The sequence below is a fragment of the Sphaerospermopsis aphanizomenoides BCCUSP55 genome, assembly GCF_001586785.1.
Taxonomy (GTDB): domain Bacteria; phylum Cyanobacteriota; class Cyanobacteriia; order Cyanobacteriales; family Nostocaceae; genus Sphaerospermopsis_A; species Sphaerospermopsis_A aphanizomenoides_A.
The window spans coordinates 18,922-36,337 of sequence record NZ_LUFH02000022.1; the positions used below are offsets into that span (position 1 = coordinate 18,922).

At 38.6% G+C, this 17,416-nt stretch carries 14 protein-coding genes and 1 pseudogene; 9 read left to right on the forward strand and 6 right to left on the reverse strand.

Annotated features, from left to right (window positions below; translation table 11 throughout):
- Nucleotides 1-1,572 precede the first annotated feature (1,572 nt).
- Together A0J48_RS07860 and A0J48_RS07865 are read left to right on the forward strand one after the other, a co-directional pair.
- On the forward strand, nt 1,573-1,947 hold the full coding sequence (locus A0J48_RS07860; protein ID WP_200321916.1) for a hypothetical protein: 375 nt from the start codon (nt 1,573-1,575) through the stop codon (nt 1,945-1,947).
- 57 nt (nt 1,948-2,004) lie between these two features.
- Nucleotides 2,005-2,901 (forward strand): hypothetical protein, encoded by an 897-nt coding sequence (locus A0J48_RS07865; RefSeq protein WP_200321918.1) that lies wholly within the window; start codon nt 2,005-2,007, stop codon nt 2,899-2,901.
- A gap of 141 nt (nt 2,902-3,042) precedes the next feature.
- Here A0J48_RS07865 and A0J48_RS07870 read toward each other — a convergent pair whose 3' ends face one another.
- On the reverse strand, nt 3,043-3,579 hold the full coding sequence (locus tag A0J48_RS07870; RefSeq protein ID WP_200321920.1) for a Spy/CpxP family protein refolding chaperone: 537 nt from the start codon (nt 3,577-3,579) through the stop codon (nt 3,043-3,045).
- 186 nt (nt 3,580-3,765) lie between these two features.
- Here A0J48_RS07870 and A0J48_RS07875 point away from each other — a divergent pair, with 186 nt between their 5' ends.
- From A0J48_RS07875 to A0J48_RS07885, 3 genes and pseudogenes are all read left to right on the forward strand, one after another.
- Nucleotides 3,766-4,443, forward strand: coding sequence for a response regulator transcription factor (locus tag A0J48_RS07875; protein ID WP_200321922.1), 678 nt, complete (start codon nt 3,766-3,768; stop codon nt 4,441-4,443).
- Nucleotides 4,444-4,513: 70 nt separating this feature from the next.
- Nucleotides 4,514-5,953 (forward strand): annotated as a pseudogene (locus A0J48_RS27720) (ATP-binding protein).
- A gap of 31 nt (nt 5,954-5,984) precedes the next feature.
- Nucleotides 5,985-6,713, forward strand: coding sequence for a Uma2 family endonuclease (locus tag A0J48_RS07885; RefSeq protein WP_200321924.1), 729 nt, complete (start codon nt 5,985-5,987; stop codon nt 6,711-6,713).
- 360 nt (nt 6,714-7,073) lie between these two features.
- On the opposite strand, the gene A0J48_RS07890 is transcribed toward A0J48_RS07885, so the two are convergent.
- Both A0J48_RS07890 and der read right to left on the reverse strand, forming a co-directional pair.
- Nucleotides 7,074-8,003: an energy-coupling factor transporter transmembrane component T family protein gene (locus tag A0J48_RS07890; protein ID WP_200321927.1), complete on the reverse strand. Its 930-nt coding sequence runs from the start codon at nt 8,001-8,003 to the stop codon at nt 7,074-7,076.
- A 72-nt stretch (nt 8,004-8,075) separates the two neighbouring features.
- Nucleotides 8,076-9,440 carry a ribosome biogenesis GTPase Der gene (der, locus tag A0J48_RS07895; protein ID WP_200321929.1) on the reverse strand — a complete coding sequence of 455 codons (1,365 nt, stop codon included), beginning with the start codon at nt 9,438-9,440 and terminating at the stop codon, nt 8,076-8,078.
- A 225-nt stretch (nt 9,441-9,665) separates the two neighbouring features.
- Here der and A0J48_RS07900 point away from each other — a divergent pair, with 225 nt between their 5' ends.
- Entirely contained in the window at nt 9,666-10,538 is an 873-nt protein-coding gene (locus A0J48_RS07900; protein WP_200321931.1) for a hypothetical protein, read from the forward strand.
- A gap of 380 nt (nt 10,539-10,918) precedes the next feature.
- Complete coding sequence (locus tag A0J48_RS07905; protein WP_411841122.1) at nt 10,919-11,068, forward strand: WD40 repeat domain-containing protein; 150 nt, start codon at nt 10,919-10,921, stop codon at nt 11,066-11,068.
- Nucleotides 11,069-11,210: 142 nt separating this feature from the next.
- On the opposite strand, the gene A0J48_RS07910 is transcribed toward A0J48_RS07905, so the two are convergent.
- From A0J48_RS07910 to A0J48_RS07920, 3 genes are all read right to left on the reverse strand, one after another.
- A complete protein-coding gene (locus A0J48_RS07910) occupies nt 11,211-11,774 on the reverse strand; it encodes a Uma2 family endonuclease (RefSeq protein ID WP_200321933.1) in 564 nt (187 codons plus the stop codon).
- Between the two features lie 182 nt (nt 11,775-11,956).
- A complete protein-coding gene (locus A0J48_RS07915; protein ID WP_200321935.1) occupies nt 11,957-12,910 on the reverse strand; it encodes a heme o synthase in 954 nt (317 codons plus the stop codon).
- 144 nt (nt 12,911-13,054) lie between these two features.
- Nucleotides 13,055-13,990, reverse strand: a complete 936-nt coding sequence (locus A0J48_RS07920) for a COX15/CtaA family protein (RefSeq protein ID WP_200321937.1) — start codon at nt 13,988-13,990, stop codon at nt 13,055-13,057.
- Between the two features lie 588 nt (nt 13,991-14,578).
- Between A0J48_RS07920 and A0J48_RS07925 the strand changes: the two genes are divergently transcribed.
- Nucleotides 14,579-15,550: a cytochrome c oxidase subunit II gene (locus A0J48_RS07925; protein ID WP_200321939.1), complete on the forward strand. Its 972-nt coding sequence runs from the start codon at nt 14,579-14,581 to the stop codon at nt 15,548-15,550.
- Between the two features lie 114 nt (nt 15,551-15,664).
- Entirely contained in the window at nt 15,665-17,359 is a 1,695-nt protein-coding gene (ctaD, locus tag A0J48_RS07930) for a cytochrome c oxidase subunit I (RefSeq protein WP_200321941.1), read from the forward strand.
- Nucleotides 17,360-17,416 lie beyond the last annotated feature (57 nt).

Genomic DNA, 17,416 nt, shown 5'->3' on the forward strand with positions numbered 1-17,416 from the left:
AACCTTATTTTCTTGTGGTTCATCTTCCTATAAGGTGTGTACAAATTTTTTAAAAGCTGCTATTCAATCACACTTTTATTAAAATATAATACAAGGTGTTGCCTAATAATACAAACAAGAAAGGTAAGCATTGAGCTATCAGTAATCAGTAATCAGCTAACAACATCACGAGCAAAGATTTATAAGCATTAGTTTCAGGAAAGTTATACCGTTTTTTGATGAGTCTGCGCTAAATTTCTTTAGCTCTTTCTTTGTGTACTTTGCATCCTTTGCGGGTAGTTATATAATTTGGCGCATCTATGGCTACGCCACGGAAGCTATTAAACGCTCTTGATTGGTTCTCATTCTTTGTATTTCAGGCTTCAAAGCTGACGGCTGACGGCTGATGGCTGAATACTTACCAAGAAAGTTTTGAGAAGTATTCTGGCTAATCAATACTTAGATAAAAAATACCCTAGATATACTCTAGGGTAATAAACTTTTTTCAGGCATTAATAAATTAAATATTACTTTTAAGAGAAATATACTTCTACTACCTAAAGTATCATTAAGTTAATTTTGTATTGATGATTTGAGTAATAGTTTACCAGAATTATGGATTTGAGCAGTAAGTTTGACATTAGAAACAAAAAAGGCTTGGTTCTTAGCCAAGCCTAGATATATACCAAGTGTTTACCATATCTAAATAATTTAGATTTATTTATATTTCTCTTCATCTACCTATATGCTGTATACAAATATGGGTTCATCTTTTATTCATTAGTCCAATAACTATAGCATTTATAAATCATCAGTGAGCAATAAGATCCCCGGCTTCTATCTGAAGTTGATGATCTTGTTTTTTCAACCTCTTGCTTAAGGCTGACGGCTGATTGCTGAATACTTACACAGCTATATATAGAAATAAAGACTTGGTGCAACACCAAGCCTTGGCTAGAAGTAGAATATACTAGCATAATTTAGCTAAAAAATGGCATCAATTAATCAGTCTTTAGGAAGTATACAAAATTTTAAAACCTAATATGTCTATATAAATTTATAGATAATAAAAAAGGTTTAGCAACTTCGCTAAACCTCCATAGAAAGCAGTTATTCGACACACCAGAATTAATTTAATTCTATCCTTTTTGATAGTCATCTCCCTACAGGAACTATCCAAAAGTTACACAATCTGATATAAATTGGCAAAATTAGCTATTGATATTTATCCACTATCAAAAGACAGATTAAAAATAGAAGTTATTACCTTTATAAACAATTTTATCACACTGTAAAAAAGACTATTTGGTTACATGATTTTATATATGTTCCTACTTAAGTGATATAGAGTTTCCTAGTCTGGTGAATTACAAAATCATCTGCGTTTATCTGCGTTTATCTGCGTCTATCTGCGTTTAATTATTACAGCTTGTACCTCACTTGAATAATCATTGCTATGGTATATTTTATGCCAAAAAGTTATCTAAATAATAAATAATTCACATTAAAAGCCGTTTTGATTCAAGGTTCTTTGGAGAGATTGAATGCTGGCTTTTACTTCTACTTTAGGTTTAGCACCGTTGGTTTTTGAAGGTGGTACTGGTAAGGAAATTTTACAACCGCATAGAAGCGGTAGTTACAACTAAACTCAAAACTGAAGACATACCAAATTCAAATCACAGTAAACTTAGTGAAGGTGGTCAGGTTGTCGAAGTTGGTAAATATCATTTAGAATTTGTAACTGAACCAGAAAGTAAAGGTACACACCTAGATTTTTATCTGCTTTCTAGTGATCAACATGAAGTAGTTCCTAATGCAAAGGTAACAACACGGGTTAACGCACCCAAAGACGAGCAAAAAACATTAAATTTTACCGATAATGAAGAAGCTAAACATTATGCTGTTCTTTTACCGGAAACAGCAGTAGGTAAATATCAGGTAGTTGTAATTTCTGACATTAAAGGTTAAAAAGTAAACGGTAGATTTTCATTGAAACGTTAGATTTTAATCGGGAATAAGAGAAGTATGAAACATATTTTGGTAGGAATTTTCGCAGCTACATCTTTATTAGTGTCTTCTGGTTGTTCATCTACGGTTAAATCAGGTGAAGCACAAATTTCTAATCATGAAAACGTTCCTAAAACTGAAAAACAAGAAACAAAACCCATGAGTGACAATCACGATGGTCACTCAATGGAACACAAACACCATGAAGAACAACCAAAAACAGCCACCCAAGCCAAATTAACTACTCCTAAGAACTTAACCACTAATCAACCGATTAACTTAGTCATTGATATTCAAGACTCTGCTGGAAAACCAGTCAATAATTTTGATGTTTTCCAGGAGAAAATAATGCACTTAATCGTTGTTAGTAATGACTTGGAACATTTCGACCATTTGCACCCAGACTATAAAGAAAATGGACGCTTTGAAGTGAGTGCGAACTTTCCCCAAGCAGGAGATTATACACTTTTCAGTGATTATAAACCCGCCGGACAAAAAGAATCTTTGTCTTTAACAAAAATCAGTATACCTGGTACAGTTCCTCTCCCCAAAAGTTTATCTAAATATGAAAAGACTAAAACTGTATCAGATACCAAAGTAAATTTTAAAGCTTCTCAAGAAAAAATCAAAGCGGGTGAAGAAGTAAGCTTAATCTTTGATTTAACAGACAGTCAAAAACAACCAATTAAAGACCTACAACCCTACTTAGGAGAAAAAGGACATTTAGTAATTATCAAAAGTTCATCTCCTCTGACAACAACTGATTATATTCACGCTCACGCCATGAAAAATACGAGCGATGGAAAAATCGAATTTCATACCAAATTTCCCAAATCAGGAACATATAAAATGTGGATGCAATTTAACCGCAACGGTAACATCAGAACCGCAGATTTTTGGGTAAATGTAGAATAAGAGCAGAATAAATAATTTGTAAAAATGTAGGTTTGGTTAATCACATTCCAACCCAACAGCAAGTTTTATGATTGATAATAATGCTGGGTTTAATTCTTTTACCTAACCTACTTTTTACATGGATTATTATCTATACTTCGTCTACCTCGGTTGTGATTGTGGTTTTCTCCCCTGACGTTGCTGCTGTAATTTTCCTAATTGGCTACGCTGTTGTGCTGTTAAAACTTGTCGTTCAGCTAACATCACTTCAAAACGTTTGTTATCTAGTTTTTGACGTAATCCTTGGATGGTTTGATGCTGTTTTCGTAACTGTTCTGGGGAAGCGTCACTTGCAAAAAGCGATCGCATTTTTTGATCAGCTGCCATTAGTTGTGAACGTAAAGATTCAGTATCTTTTTTAGCTTGTTCATGCAGTTTTTTAATTCTTTCTTTTTGTTCACTAGAAAGATTTATATCCTTAGTCCAAGGTGGTTCTCCATTACCACCCCGTTCACCTCTACCACCACCAGGAGGAGGGGGAGGAAAACCATCCCCTGGATCTCCGTCACCAGCTGGTGGTTGATTTTGTGATCCTTGAGCAATCATAGGTGCTGAATGGGTTTTAGTGACAGCAATTGCACTACTAACAGGGATTAAAAGTGATACTGCACCTATCAAAATCAAATTACGTGGATTCATAATTTTTCTCCTCAATTGCTTGATTTTCTTATTACAGCAGCCCAAAATTACAGATAAATATACAGTTAAATTACTATTTTGTAATTGTGGTTCAAACAACAGAGAATTAGAATGGGAGATGAAATTATTAGTCAAAAATCTTCCTAAATTCTCTATAAGTCCTCAGCATCTCAAGTGGTTTGTGATATGCACATTTTGTACATCGAAGACGAAGCGAAAATTGCCAACTTCGTCTGTGCGGGATTAAAAGAACAGGGTTTTGTCGTCGATTATGTTGATAACGGTGATGAAGGTTATTATCGAGCGATGGAAAATGAGTATGATGTTCTTGTTTTGGACATCATGCTACCGGGAAAAGATGGACTAGCAATCCTCAAAAGCTTGCGTCGTGCTGGACGTAATGTACCAGTCATATTATTAACTGCTCGCAATGAACTAGATGATCGCCTAGAAGGACTAAATTTAGGTGCTGATGATTATTTATCTAAACCGTTTTTTGTAGAAGAATTAATAGCGAGAATTCATGCAGTAATTCGTCGCATTTCTGGAGAACGTCAAAATATTCTCCGTGTAGGTTCTCTTGCACTTGATCGCATTACCCGTGAAGTAACTTGTAATAATCAATTAGTAGAATTAACAACTCGTGAATTTAATTTATTAGAATATTTAATGCGTTCTCCTGGGAGGGTGTTTACTCGAACGCAAATTTTAGAACACGTTTGGGGTTATGACTTCAATCCTAATACTAATTTAGTTGATGTTTGTGTGCAAAGATTACGAAAAAAAGTTGAAAAAATTGCTGGAGATAGTTGGATTGATAGTGTGCGTGGTGTTGGTTATTCATTTCGTAAACCGGAGAAATAGGTGATAGGTGACAGGTGACAGGTGACAGGAAAGAGAGATTTTTATTTATCTTTTTTCATACATAAATTACATGGGTTATCAATTACAAATTCGTTCTTTTCGTCTTCGCATTGCATTACTTTCAGCTTCACTTGCTGGTACTGCTTTGATAGGATTTGGTTTTGCTTCGTGGTTGCTGATTTATAAAACCAAAATTGACGCGCTGGATTCAGAAATTAAAAGTCAGTTATTACAAAATATTGTTCGTATACCCAGATTTGAAAGTAATTTACATAAATCAACTGCTTTATTAGTCATAGATAGAAATGGTGAAACTTTATATCAATCAAATAATTGGCCATCTAATTTAGATTCTATCAAACTATGTTCACCACAGTCAGAGTTCAATTGTCAACCATTTCCACCACCATTACCACCTAGACTACCACAACCATTTCCCCATCAAAATCAATTACCACCTTTACCACCACCAATTAAACTTTCCCCAGTTGCTACAAGGCGAACATATCAGGAAGTGTGGCGAATTGGTGTTATTACATCTCCTCGTCATCGCTTAATTATTGCTATTAGTTTAAGTGAAATTCACCGGGAAATGGACGCTATTCGCAATGACTATCTAGTTGCAGTCCCCGTTGTACTGATTTTAGTGGCGATCGCAGCTTGGTGGTTAGCAGGAACAGCTTTACAACCCATCCAAAAAGTGACTACAACCATTCGCGGTGTGACAGCAAAAGGATTAAATCAGCGCATTCCTATGGGAACAACAGATATTGAATTTTTGGAACTGATAAATGTTTTCAATCAAATGATGGAACGTTTAGAACGCAGTTTTCAACAAGCATCAAGATTTAGTGCAGATGCAGCACATGAATTGAAAACACCATTAGCCATTTTACAAGGAGAATTAGAATTAGCTTTACACAAAGCTGCACCCGGTTCAGAACTTCAGCAAAGTTTAAGTAACCTCATTGATGAAGTGCGACGTTTAAGTTCTATAGTCAGAAAACTGCTGTTATTATCTTTAGCTGATGCTGGACAAATGCGGTTACATCTAGTGGATGTGAACTTATCAAAAATTTTAGATGATATTGTCGAAGATATAGAAATACTTGCGCCAGATTTGGAAATAAAAACAAATATTATTCCAGATTTATGGGTAAAAGCAGATCAAGATTTACTAATTCAAATTATCCAAAATTTGATTAGCAACGCCATTAAGTATAATATTCCATCTGGATGGATAAAAATAGATTCTCAATTTCAGAATAATTTAGTTTATCTAACTGTTACTAATAGTTCTCAAGATATTTCTCCCGAACATAAACAACGAATATTTGAGCGTTTCCATCGTGGAGATCCATCACGGAATCGGTAAATTGAAGGTAGTGGTTTAGGACTGAGTTTATCACGGGAAATCGCCCGCGCACATGGAGGAGATTTGCTGTTAGATGATACGCCAAGTGGTGAGACAGCTTTTACATTAAAGTTAGAGAAGTTGGTAAAATATTAAAGAGCAGAATTTTTTTAACAAGACTACTCCTATGTATCAAACTGATCCACCCCGTTCTCCCCAAGAAGTATTACCAACAATGTATGATTTGAAAAGTGAAGATCCAGAGGAAAAAGGTTTGCCTGATCAATTTCATTTATTACAACCCCGGTTACTAGATGAGACTTTTCGTTCTCCTACCTATCCTAGCGACAAAATCTTTACTGCTAGTGATATGAATTTATATTATGATCCCAATCACACAACATGGTATAAAAGACCAGATTGGTTTGTTTGTGTGGGTGTTTCTCCTCTTTATAAGAATGGTGATTTACGGCTGAGTTATGTAATTTGGCAAGAGGGAATTACTCCTTTTATTATAGTTGAATTACTTTCACCAGGAACAGAAAAAGAAGATTTAGGACAAACTTTGCGTGATGTAGAAAAACCACCAACCAAGTGGGAAGTTTATGAACAGATTCTAAGAATTCCCTATTACGCTATTTTTGACCGTTATAAATATGAAGTTAGAATGTTTAAATTAGATGGCGGTCGTTATGCGGAGATAAATTTATCATCATCAAATTGTCGTTTTTGGATACCGGAAATAGAATTAGGTTTGGGAGTTTGGGAAGGAACTTATAATAATATTCAACAACCTTGGTTACGCTGGTATGATGCTTCTGGTAATTGGGTTTTGACTCCAATGGAACAGGAAAGACGACAAAAAGAAAGATTGATAGAACAACTGCGTGCGTTAGGTGTAGAACCTGATATTTAATTTGAGATTTAATTTATCTATTAGGATATGTAGCCGTAGACAGAGTAGTTAGGACATCAATTAATCATGAAACTCGGGAGCATCCCAATTTTGAAAAAATAACCGCAGCAACACCAAAAACTCTCTTCTTCCCTCTTCCCTTCGTGTCCTTCGTGTCCTTCGTGGTTCGTTTATTTCAAGTCTTGAACTCAAACGAAAAATAAACTTACACATTTGGGATGCTCCCTGAAACTCTTACTACAAAAGGGTTTTACTCCTGACTCCTGACTTCTGCTATACAGGATTTAAGGATTCAACAGGATAATAATCAATAATGATGTTTGAGTTGGGTTTTCTTAACCCAACCTACTTCTTTCAATATCAAGATACTTCCGTACCCAAAGTTATTCTTAAACTCCAAAATACAATTAAAATCAAAATTGCTACCCAATCACCTGTTCCTAACTTTAACTCTTGCCATTTTACTCGATGTTCATTAGGACTAGTAAAACCCCTTACCATCATTGCATTTGCCATTTGTTCCGCACGTAAGAGCAGATTTTCTAACAATCTCTCAATTACAATTAACCAAACTTTCGCACCACCTTTTAATCCTAGCTTTTTCCAATTAATTGCTCTAGTCATTACAGAACGAATCAGGTTTTGGATTTCTTCTAAAACTAAAGGAATAAATCGCAAAGATAATGTTAGCGTCAGGGTGATTTCTGTAACTGGTATTTTAAACCTTCGTAGCGGCTGCATTAAGCTTTCCATCCCAGAAGTTATTTCTTCTGGTGCGGTTGTCAACAGATATAAATTAGTGCTGTAAATTAAAGTAAATACTATTGTACTCAGACTAATTGCTAAATCCAAAGAACGGCGATTTACTTTCACTGGGCCTTTATTAAATAGAATATATTTATATTCTTGATTGCTATTTACTTTGTTTGAATTTTCTTGAATATTCTCAGCAGTTGCTGGTTGAGTTGATACTTGTCGATTAACTGGTAGCCGTGATTGATAACTTATACCTAATCCATCCGGACTGATAGCACCAAGCGCCAATACCATGAATGATAGCACCAATAACCAGCCCATTTGTTGCCGCCATACTCTCAGGGGAATTTTGGCAAATAGGGTAAAAATAATCAACAATATCACCAGCAAGACGCGCCAATAGTTGTTAGCAACAACATAGCTGGTAAGAAAGCTTAACAACCAAATTAACTTGACTCGCGGATCGAGTTTATGTAGCCAAGTTTGCGGTTGTTCTAAGTATAAACCTAGTGGGAGCGATCGCAGTAAATCCATTTGTAATTAGTTGTCAGTTGTCAGTTGTCAGTTGTCAACATAAATAACAGATAGACAACTGAACAGTGACTACTATTTTACGCGAGTTGCTCGGTTGACACTACCAAGTTCCATTTCTCGCACTTTCTTACTCCGCCAAAATAAACGAATCGGAGTACCATCAAATCCTAATTGTTTGCGGAACTGTCTTTCAATGTAACGGCGATAATTATCATTAAACCGTTGTGCATCGTTGACAAACAAAGCAAAAGTTGGTGGTTGGGTACTTACTTGCGTACCATAATATATCTTACCTTGACGACCGCCCCGTGTTGTCGGTGGAGAATGCCAGCTAACAGCGTCTGTAAGAACTTCATTAACTACGGAAGTGCTGACACGACGTTTGTGTGCTTCTGCCGCCTTATTCACCAATTCTAAAATCTTTTCTACCCGTTGTCCTGTCACCGCACTGACAAAAATTATATCTGCCCATTCAGTAAAATGCAAGCGGGATTCGAGACTCTTTTCATAATCATAGATGGTGTAAGAGTCTTTTTCCACTGCATCCCATTTATTAACCACAATAATGCAAGCACGACCTTCTTCAATAATGCGACCTGCTAATTTTTGGTCTTGTTCAGTCGCTCCATCTTCAGCATCTATCACTAGTAAAACCACATCAGCGCGACGAATGGCTTTAAAAGCGCGGTTAATGCTAAAAAATTCTGTACCGTATTCGATGTGTTTCTTTTTACGAATACCGGCAGTATCAATTAAGCGGTAGGTTTGCCCATTCCGTTCAATTTCGGTATCAATTGTATCACGAGTTGTACCAGAAATAGGACTAACGATCGCTCGTTCTTCCCCAACAAAAGCATTTAATAAACTGGATTTACCCACATTCGGACGACCGATAATGGCGACTTTAATCACATTATCTTCTGGTAAATCCTTTACATCGGGAACGTGGGTAATTAACTCATCCAGAATTTCACCTGTACCGCTACCATGAATTGCGGAAATCGGGAAAGGTTCACCTAAACCCAGTTCCCAAAATTCACTAGCTTGCATCAAACCTTGTTCTGGTGACTCACATTTGTTGACAGCCAGTAAAATTGGTACTTTTTGCTGACGTAACCAATCAGCGATTTCTTGATCTGCTGGCATTGGACCCGTCTGTCCATCGACCACAAAAATAGCTGCACAGGCTTCTGAAAGCGCCATTAATGCCTGTTGACGAATCAAAGGGAGAAATTCGGTGTCATCGTTAAATACTAAACCGCCAGTATCAACTACCACAAATTCGCGGTTTCCCCAAAATGCTGGACGATAGGTGCGATCGCGTGTCACACCCGGTTCATCATGGACTATCGCCGTTTGATCACCGGCGAGACGATTAACTAAAGTGGATTTGCCCACATTGGGGCGACCAATAATTGCAACAATTGGCAGTGCCATAAACCAGAGTTCTTTGTGCTGAGTGTGTAGATGTGCTGAGTTTTATCTCTACGTTCTTCACCCAGCACGGTTTTAGAGAACTATTTATAGTATCACATTTTTTGATTATATCGAATTTATTTTTTATTTATTTCTGGCTTTAGTGGGTATTACCTACCATATTCAATTTTTGACAAGAATAATCATATAAAAATATACTAATTTAATACTATAGTTAATAGTCACATGAATAAACGTAAATGGCTAGAAATTACCGAGTATATATGCTTAGGTTGTTCAGTATTGGGAACAATAGCAGCAGCAGTGACTCAACAGGTAGTTTATGCAGCTATTCCCCTAAGTTTAAGCATAGTATTAAATTTAGCTAATCGTCCCCGGTTGAATAATTCCCCATCGCAACAACAAATTGAACAATTACAGACAAGTTGGCAAAATATCACAGACAATTTTTACCAAGTACAAGAAACTATGGATACATCTAATCAGCGGTTGCAACAAATTGAGTCTTGGAGACAACAGTTAAGCCAAATTATAGACCAGAAAATTGAAACATCACTACAAAAAATCAGTACAGAAATTAACCAATTTAATCAACAATTTCAAGGAATTAATAATCGTTTAACTGAACTGGATAATTCTGTGCAGAATTTGAACCAAACAATTCAGCAACACAGGGAAGAATTAAACAATGTGCAAAAATTAAAATCTGAATTTTCACAAATGCTTCAAAAAATCGAAGTTGTTAATTCTCGATTTGAGCAAATTGAAACCTCTTTCAAAGATTGGAACGAAACCAGTCAGCAACAATTAGCGGAATTACGCCAAAATCAAGAAAATAAAAATCTGGAATTTGCTCAAATTAGCCAACAAATTGCAGACTTTAACTCTCGATTCGCACAAATTGAAAACTCCCTACAGCAATTTAATCAAACTCTGAAGGACAATTCTCAGGAATTAGAGAAAGTTAAACAAAATCAAGATGCTCAAAATTCCAAATTTAATAACATCTTTGATTCTATCAACCAATCATTGCAAGCACTGGATGTTTTGACAGAATTAGATACTTCGTTTAATGCTTTATTAAAACCGTGGTCATGATAATGACGTTCCAATACTTTTCGGTTAAGCCCCAAAAATATCATTATGTAGGTTGGGTTGACGTTAGGAAACCCAACATTGATAGACTTTTGTTGGGTTGCGCTATCGCTTAACCCAACCTACGAAAACTCTTAACCGAACAGTATTGAATGACGTTATTTCTGTAGATTTTAGGTAAGCATTCAGCCGTTAGCTAACGCCTAACAGCAAGCTGCGCTAACAGCAGTCAGCTTGATTTCTCTCATCAACATTTCTCGAATGGGCGCAAAATTCTGATTGTATTCCCAAGCTGCCTATATATAGCTGATTACTGATAGCTGAATACTTACGCTTTTAGTCCCAATGGTAAAATATTAGCTAGTGCGAGTAAAGATAAAACAGTGAAGTTGTGGTTTGTTGATAATGGTGCAGAAATTTCTAGTGTTAAATGTGCTGATGACACAGTTTATTCAGTAGCTTTTAGTCCTGATGGAAAAATTTTAGCTGCGGGAAGTGGAGATAAAACAATTACCTTATTTCCTTGTAAATGAAGAGGAAATTTTATAGATTAATCATGGTAATTAGTGATAAAATTTTCATCTGAATCCTGTAAATCCTTAAATCCTGGAAATCCTGATATGGCTTGCGCCACGCTACGCTATCAGACAATTACCTTACTAACAATTTTCTTTATCAAATCAACTCCGCCTCTATAAAAAGCTGCCTAACCGTCAACTCAAACCCAGGCAACAAACTATCAACAATTAACATATCACCAGTATAAACCTGACTTTCATCAGCAGACAAAAACACCCTAATCTTCATCGCTTCCGGTTCAATTACCCAAACCCGTGAAACACCTGCTGCAAAATAATCTCTTGCCTTATCTTCAAAATCCTTCATCGTTTGGTCAGGAGAAATAATTTCAATCACCAACTCTGGAGGAACAGGACAAGCTTCATTAAACAGCCAACTTTTGGGCAAACGTTGATAGGAAATATAACATAAATCCGGTACTGGACACCAATCTTTACCCTTACGTCTTAAAACAATAGCCCATTCTGTACCTACTCTACCTTTTCCCTTACACCATTTGCGGAGTAAAGATCCTAAAGTTAACTGTAAAACTGAATGATAAAATTTGGGTGACACTTTCGGTACTGCATAACCATCAACAAATTCATAGTTTACATCTTCCGTTGACAGTGACAGAAATTCCTTTAAAGAGAGTTTTTTACCTATGGTTGCCTTAACCATAATCATCTCCCACAATTAGCTACTAACTATATTTTAAATATTGTATTGCCTTTGTCAGAAAAAATTACCCCTCCCAACCATCACAAACAAAACTCCGCGAACCTCCGCGCAAACCTCCGCGTTCCTCTGCGTTAAAAAAAACGATCGCACCCCAAAACCGAGAATGCGATCACCTTTCACAATTAAACCAAATGCAAATAACTAACCACCGCCGTCACAAGACTGCGAGTAAAAGGTAGACTATCAACCACCATTCCCAAACACAAAAGCATCATGTAAGAAATGGAATAAAGGAACAACTCCCTAGCTACAGTCCTATCCTCTGGACTTTGCAACAAACGCCAAGACTTGTGAACAAATATCCCACCCAAACTCAAAGCGATAATTGCATAAACAACACCGCTGGCGTGTAAAGGATAAAACAGCAACACCGTTGTCACTACCGTAATTACCGTATAGTACCAAATTTGGCGAACCGTAGCCTGATCCCCAGCTACCACAGGTAACATTGGTATCCCCACCTTAGCGTAATCATCACGAATCATCAAAGCCAAAGCCCAGAAATGAGGCGGAGTCCACAAAAAGACAATTGCAAAAATCAACCAAGCCGCCCAACTTAAAGTATCAGTAACCGCAGCCCAACCCACCAAAGCGGGTATCGCACCAGCCGCACCACCAATGACAATATTTTGAGTGCTATGGCGTTTTAGCCAATGTGTATAGACTAAAACATAAAAAACAATGCCAGAAAATGCTAAAAGTGCAGCCAGTAAATTGGCGAAAACCGTCAATAGAGTAAAAGAAAGTACAGCCAGAGCGATCGCAAAAATCAAAGCATCACGAGGCTGAACCCTACCCGAAGGCATAGGACGATGGCGCGTCCGTTCCATGTCATAATCTATATCGCGGTCATAGATACAATTAATCGTTTGGGCGCTGGCAGCAGCCAAAGTACCGCCAATCAAAGTTACAATCAACAACCAGGGATCAACCTGCCCCTTAGCAGCTATCCACATACTCCCAGAAGTTGTAATCAACAGCAGAGGAATAATCCTGGGCTTGGTTAGCTGATAGTAACTCTGAATAACTTGTAGAAATGTATCGTGGTGGCGACGAGAGACATTTGTCTCAATCATGTTGGCTCTCTCTCTTTCCTTAATTTGTCAATAACTGAGGGAACAGGGAACAGGGAACAGGTGACAGGTAACAGGTAACAGAAAGAAAAATTCTCTGCACTTCTTCTCCCCTACACCCCACACCCTACACCCCACAACCTCTTCTTACCCATTCGCAATTTTGATTTCTCGGTTCGCAAACCAATCCCGGACTGCTAAAACTGTAAATACAACCAAAGTACCCAACAAAGTCGCACCAATGGCTTGATGAGAAACGGTGAGAGGTTCGACTTGTAGATGTAAACGGAAGGTGGCAACTCCCAAAATCAGTTGTAAAATTAACAACCCACCTGCCATATTTGCCAATTTTCGCAAGGCTGGGTGTAGTGCTGGTGTGCGCCAGGAAATGAATACAACCGCTAAGGTTGCTACCGTTGGTGGCACTAAACCAAAAATATGGCTGTACATCACTCCACAGAGTTGATCCCCAGCAAAACACTGGTGTAGCGCCCAACGAGAACCTACCACCGCACCTAGTAGACTCTGCACATAAACCAAAACCGCAGCAGCTAAACCCACCCAAGGCAGCTTTCCAACAGTGCCAGTTCCTTGATAAGGACTAAGTGCTGTACCGATAACCAGGAGGGTAGTGAAAAATAATAGCGCCGTTCCCAAATGGGCGGTAACAATATCAAACCGCAGCAGTTCGGTAACGGTCAGCCCTCCCAAAATCCCTTGGAAAACGATTAAAAACAGGGCAAATGCCGAAGCCCAAGGCAGCCAATTGGGTAAAACACGACGATGCCACCAGGATAAACCCAAAAGAGCGATCGCACTAAAACCAATCAAAGCTGCATCTAATCTGTGAAACCACTCCAAGAAAACCTGGAGATTCATTTGTTTAGCAGGCACTAATTCCCCATAACACAAAGGCCAGTCAGGGCAAGCAAGCCCAGCATTCATCACGCGGGTGGCACTGCCTATGGCCATCAAAATCAAGGTGGCTATGCAAATCTTCCACACCAAGCGACGAATTACTTCCTTGGGGCTATTGTGTTGGGTTGCCGCTTCATTTTGTTGTTGTAGGACAAATTCGTTCATCAACGATACCTTCTGCCCGCTTGAGGTAGATATTCTTAAAATTTACTATTTGATCAATTGTTGCAGTGGACAAGGTTCAGGGCATGATGAAAAGCTAAAAGCTTGTGATGAGAAGGTTTGTAATGTTGCCTTCTCCCTTCTGCCTCCGGTTGGTGAGCGAAGTCGAACCACTGCCTTCTGCCTCCTGCCTCCTGCCTCCGGTTGGTGAGCGAAGTCGAACCACTGCCTCCTGCCTCCTATCTTCACCCTAACCGATGAGCCAGGGTTGAAAAATTGGCTTTCCCTTATACTTTGAATCACCCCAGCTACTTTTAGCTGTAAGATTTAGGTATTTTTTAAGATGTGAATTATTAATTATTGGCAATTATTTAGATTTTCTGAAAAATTTTCTAAAATTTTCCTTAAATTTTGGCAGGAATTATAATTTATTCTTGACAACATTAACATGAATAACTTTACTCAAGATTTGGAAATTAGTGAAAAAATTAATAAAAATTTCAGATATTCATACTCCATATTCCCTGACCTACACTACCTTAGTAAGTGAGTTAGTTTCAAATAACGTAATCAATTCAAATTAAGTAAGCCGTGAAAATTCCAAGTTCGATCTGGACGTTACTCATTGGCATTGTGCTAACCCTAGTCAGCCTTTGGTACGGTCAAAATCACGGTCTGTTACCCACAGCCGCATCAGATGAAGCCGTACTGATAGATGGTCTATTCAGTGCCATGTTAACTGTTTCCATGGGTATATTTTTAATAGTTGAAGGTGTTTTAATCTACTCCATCTTCAAATATCGTCGGCGTGCAGGTGATAACGAAGACGGTCCACCAATTGAAGGTAATGTACCTTTAGAAATCCTCTGGACGGCGATCCCAGCCATTATTGTCATCGGTATTTCCGTTTACAGCTTTGATGTCTACAACCAAATTGGTGGATTAAATCCTCACGGTGGCCATGAAGCACCAATGATGCAAGAAGCAATGAAGCAACAGGGAACTGCCATTGCAGCCACTTTAAGCGATACACCAAGCAACAAAGCACAAAATCTATTATCCCAAGCGGATCAAGCTGCTCCCAACAACGCACCCCAATTAGTGATTGACGTTTCTGCCCTCCAGTACGCTTGGATTTTTACCTATCCAGATACAGGGGTGACTACTGGAGAACTTCATTTACCAATCGGCAAAGAAATACAAATGAATATGACAGCTAACGATGTCATTCATGCCTTTTGGGTACCAGAATTTCGCCTCAAACAAGACGTGATCCCCGGTAGACAAACAGAAGTTCGCATCACACCCAGAAAGGAAGGCAGCTATACTTTAATTTGTGCGGAACTGTGTGGCCCCTACCACGGTGCAATGCAAACTCAAGTAGTGGTAGAGTCCCAAGCAGCTTTTGATAGTTGGATGCAAGAACAGTTAGTTGCTAGTAAAGATACCTTAAACCAAGCTGTGGCCATGAACCCAGCAGATATGCCACCAGATGAATTTCTCGCCCCTTACACCCAAAACATGGGTATTCATCCAGAAATGCTGCATCAAGTCCACCATTAGTCAGCAGCTAATAACTAATGACCAAGATTGATAACTTTTTAACGGTACAAACACCTCAAACTTACGCGAGGTAAATCCAAAATCCAAAATCCAAAATCTAAAATCCAAAATCGAATGACTCAAACACAGTTACAAGAAACCGCTAATATTCCCACTCCCCATGAAGAATCAGGGGACAGGAAGTGGTGGGAATTTTTTACATTTAATACCGACCATAAGGTAATAGGGATTCAATATCTAGTTACATCCTTTATTTTCTACTGCATTGGCGGCGTGATGGCTGACTTGGTGCGGACAGAATTACGCACACCAGAAGTAGATTTTGTCACTCCAGAAGTCTATAACAGCCTGTTCACACTCCACGCCACAATCATGATTTTCCTGTGGATTGTGCCAGCAGGGGCGGGTTTTGCTAACTATCTCATCCCCTTGATGATTGGGGCTAGGGATATGGCTTTTCCTCGCTTAAATGCCGTGGCTTTTTGGATGCTTCCCCCAGCAGGTGTGTTACTGATTGCTAGTTTGGCAGTTGGTGATGCCCCTGATGCTGGTTGGACTTCCTACCCTCCCTTAAGCTTGGTAACAGGTCAAGTGGGTGAGGCGATTTGGATTATCAGCGTCTTGCTTTTAGGTACATCGTCTATTTTGGGGGCGATTAACTTCATTGTTACTCTCCTGAAAATGCGTGTTCCCAGCATGGGAGTCCATCAAATGCCCTTGTTTTGTTGGGCGATGTTGGCAACTTCGGCATTAGTGCTGCTGTCTACACCAGTTCTCGCCGGGGCGCTGATTTTGCTTTCCTTTGACTTACTAGCAGGGACAACATTTTTTAACCCGACTGGTGGTGGTGATCCAGTGGTTTACCAACATATGTTTTGGTTTTACTCCCACCCAGCGGTGTACATCATGATTTTGCCTTTCTTTGGGGCAATTTCGGAAATCCTGCCAGTTCATGCCCGGAAGCCCATTTTTGGTTATAAAGCGATCGCCTATTCTTCCCTAGCTATCAGCTTTTTGGGGCTAATCGTTTGGGCGCACCACATGTTTACCAGCGGTATTCCTGGTTGGTTGCGGATGTTTTTCATGATCACAACAATGATCATTGCTGTTCCCACCGGGATCAAAATTTTCGGTTGGTTAGCAACTATCTGGGGCGGCAAAATCAGCCTCAATAGTCCCATGATTTTTGCCATGGGTTTCTTGGGAACCTTTGTGATTGGTGGTATTAGTGGTGTGATGTTAGCATCAGTACCTTTTGATATTCACGTTCACGATACCTATTTTGTGGTCGCGCACTTACACTACGTTCTCTTTGGTGGTAGCGTACTAGGAATTTTTGCGGCGATTTACCATTGGTTCCCAAAAATGACGGGACGAATGATGAACGAATTTTGGGGTAAGGTTCACGCAATTCTGACCATTGTTGGTCTGAATATGACTTTTTTACCCATGCACAAGCTGGGAATGATGGGAATGAATCGTCGTATTGCCCAATATGACCCCAAATTCACTTCTTTGAATGAAATCTGTACCTACGGGTCTTATATTCTGGCTATTTCCACATTACCCTTTATTATCAATGCTGTATGGAGTTGGTTGTACGGACCTAAAGCAGCTAATAATCCTTGGCGCGGTCTGACTCTAGAGTGGATGACAACTTCACCACCAGCCATTGAGAATTTTGAAAAACTCCCTGTTTTAACCACAGGACCCTATGACTACGGCGTAGGTGAGAAAAAAGCTGACATTAGCAAAGTATTAAGTGTCAAACCAGACGAACCCTATCCAACTATTGAGTCTGGTGTTTAATTCGTAATTCGTAATTCGTAATTCGTAATTGAAAGAAAATTATGAATTATGAATTAC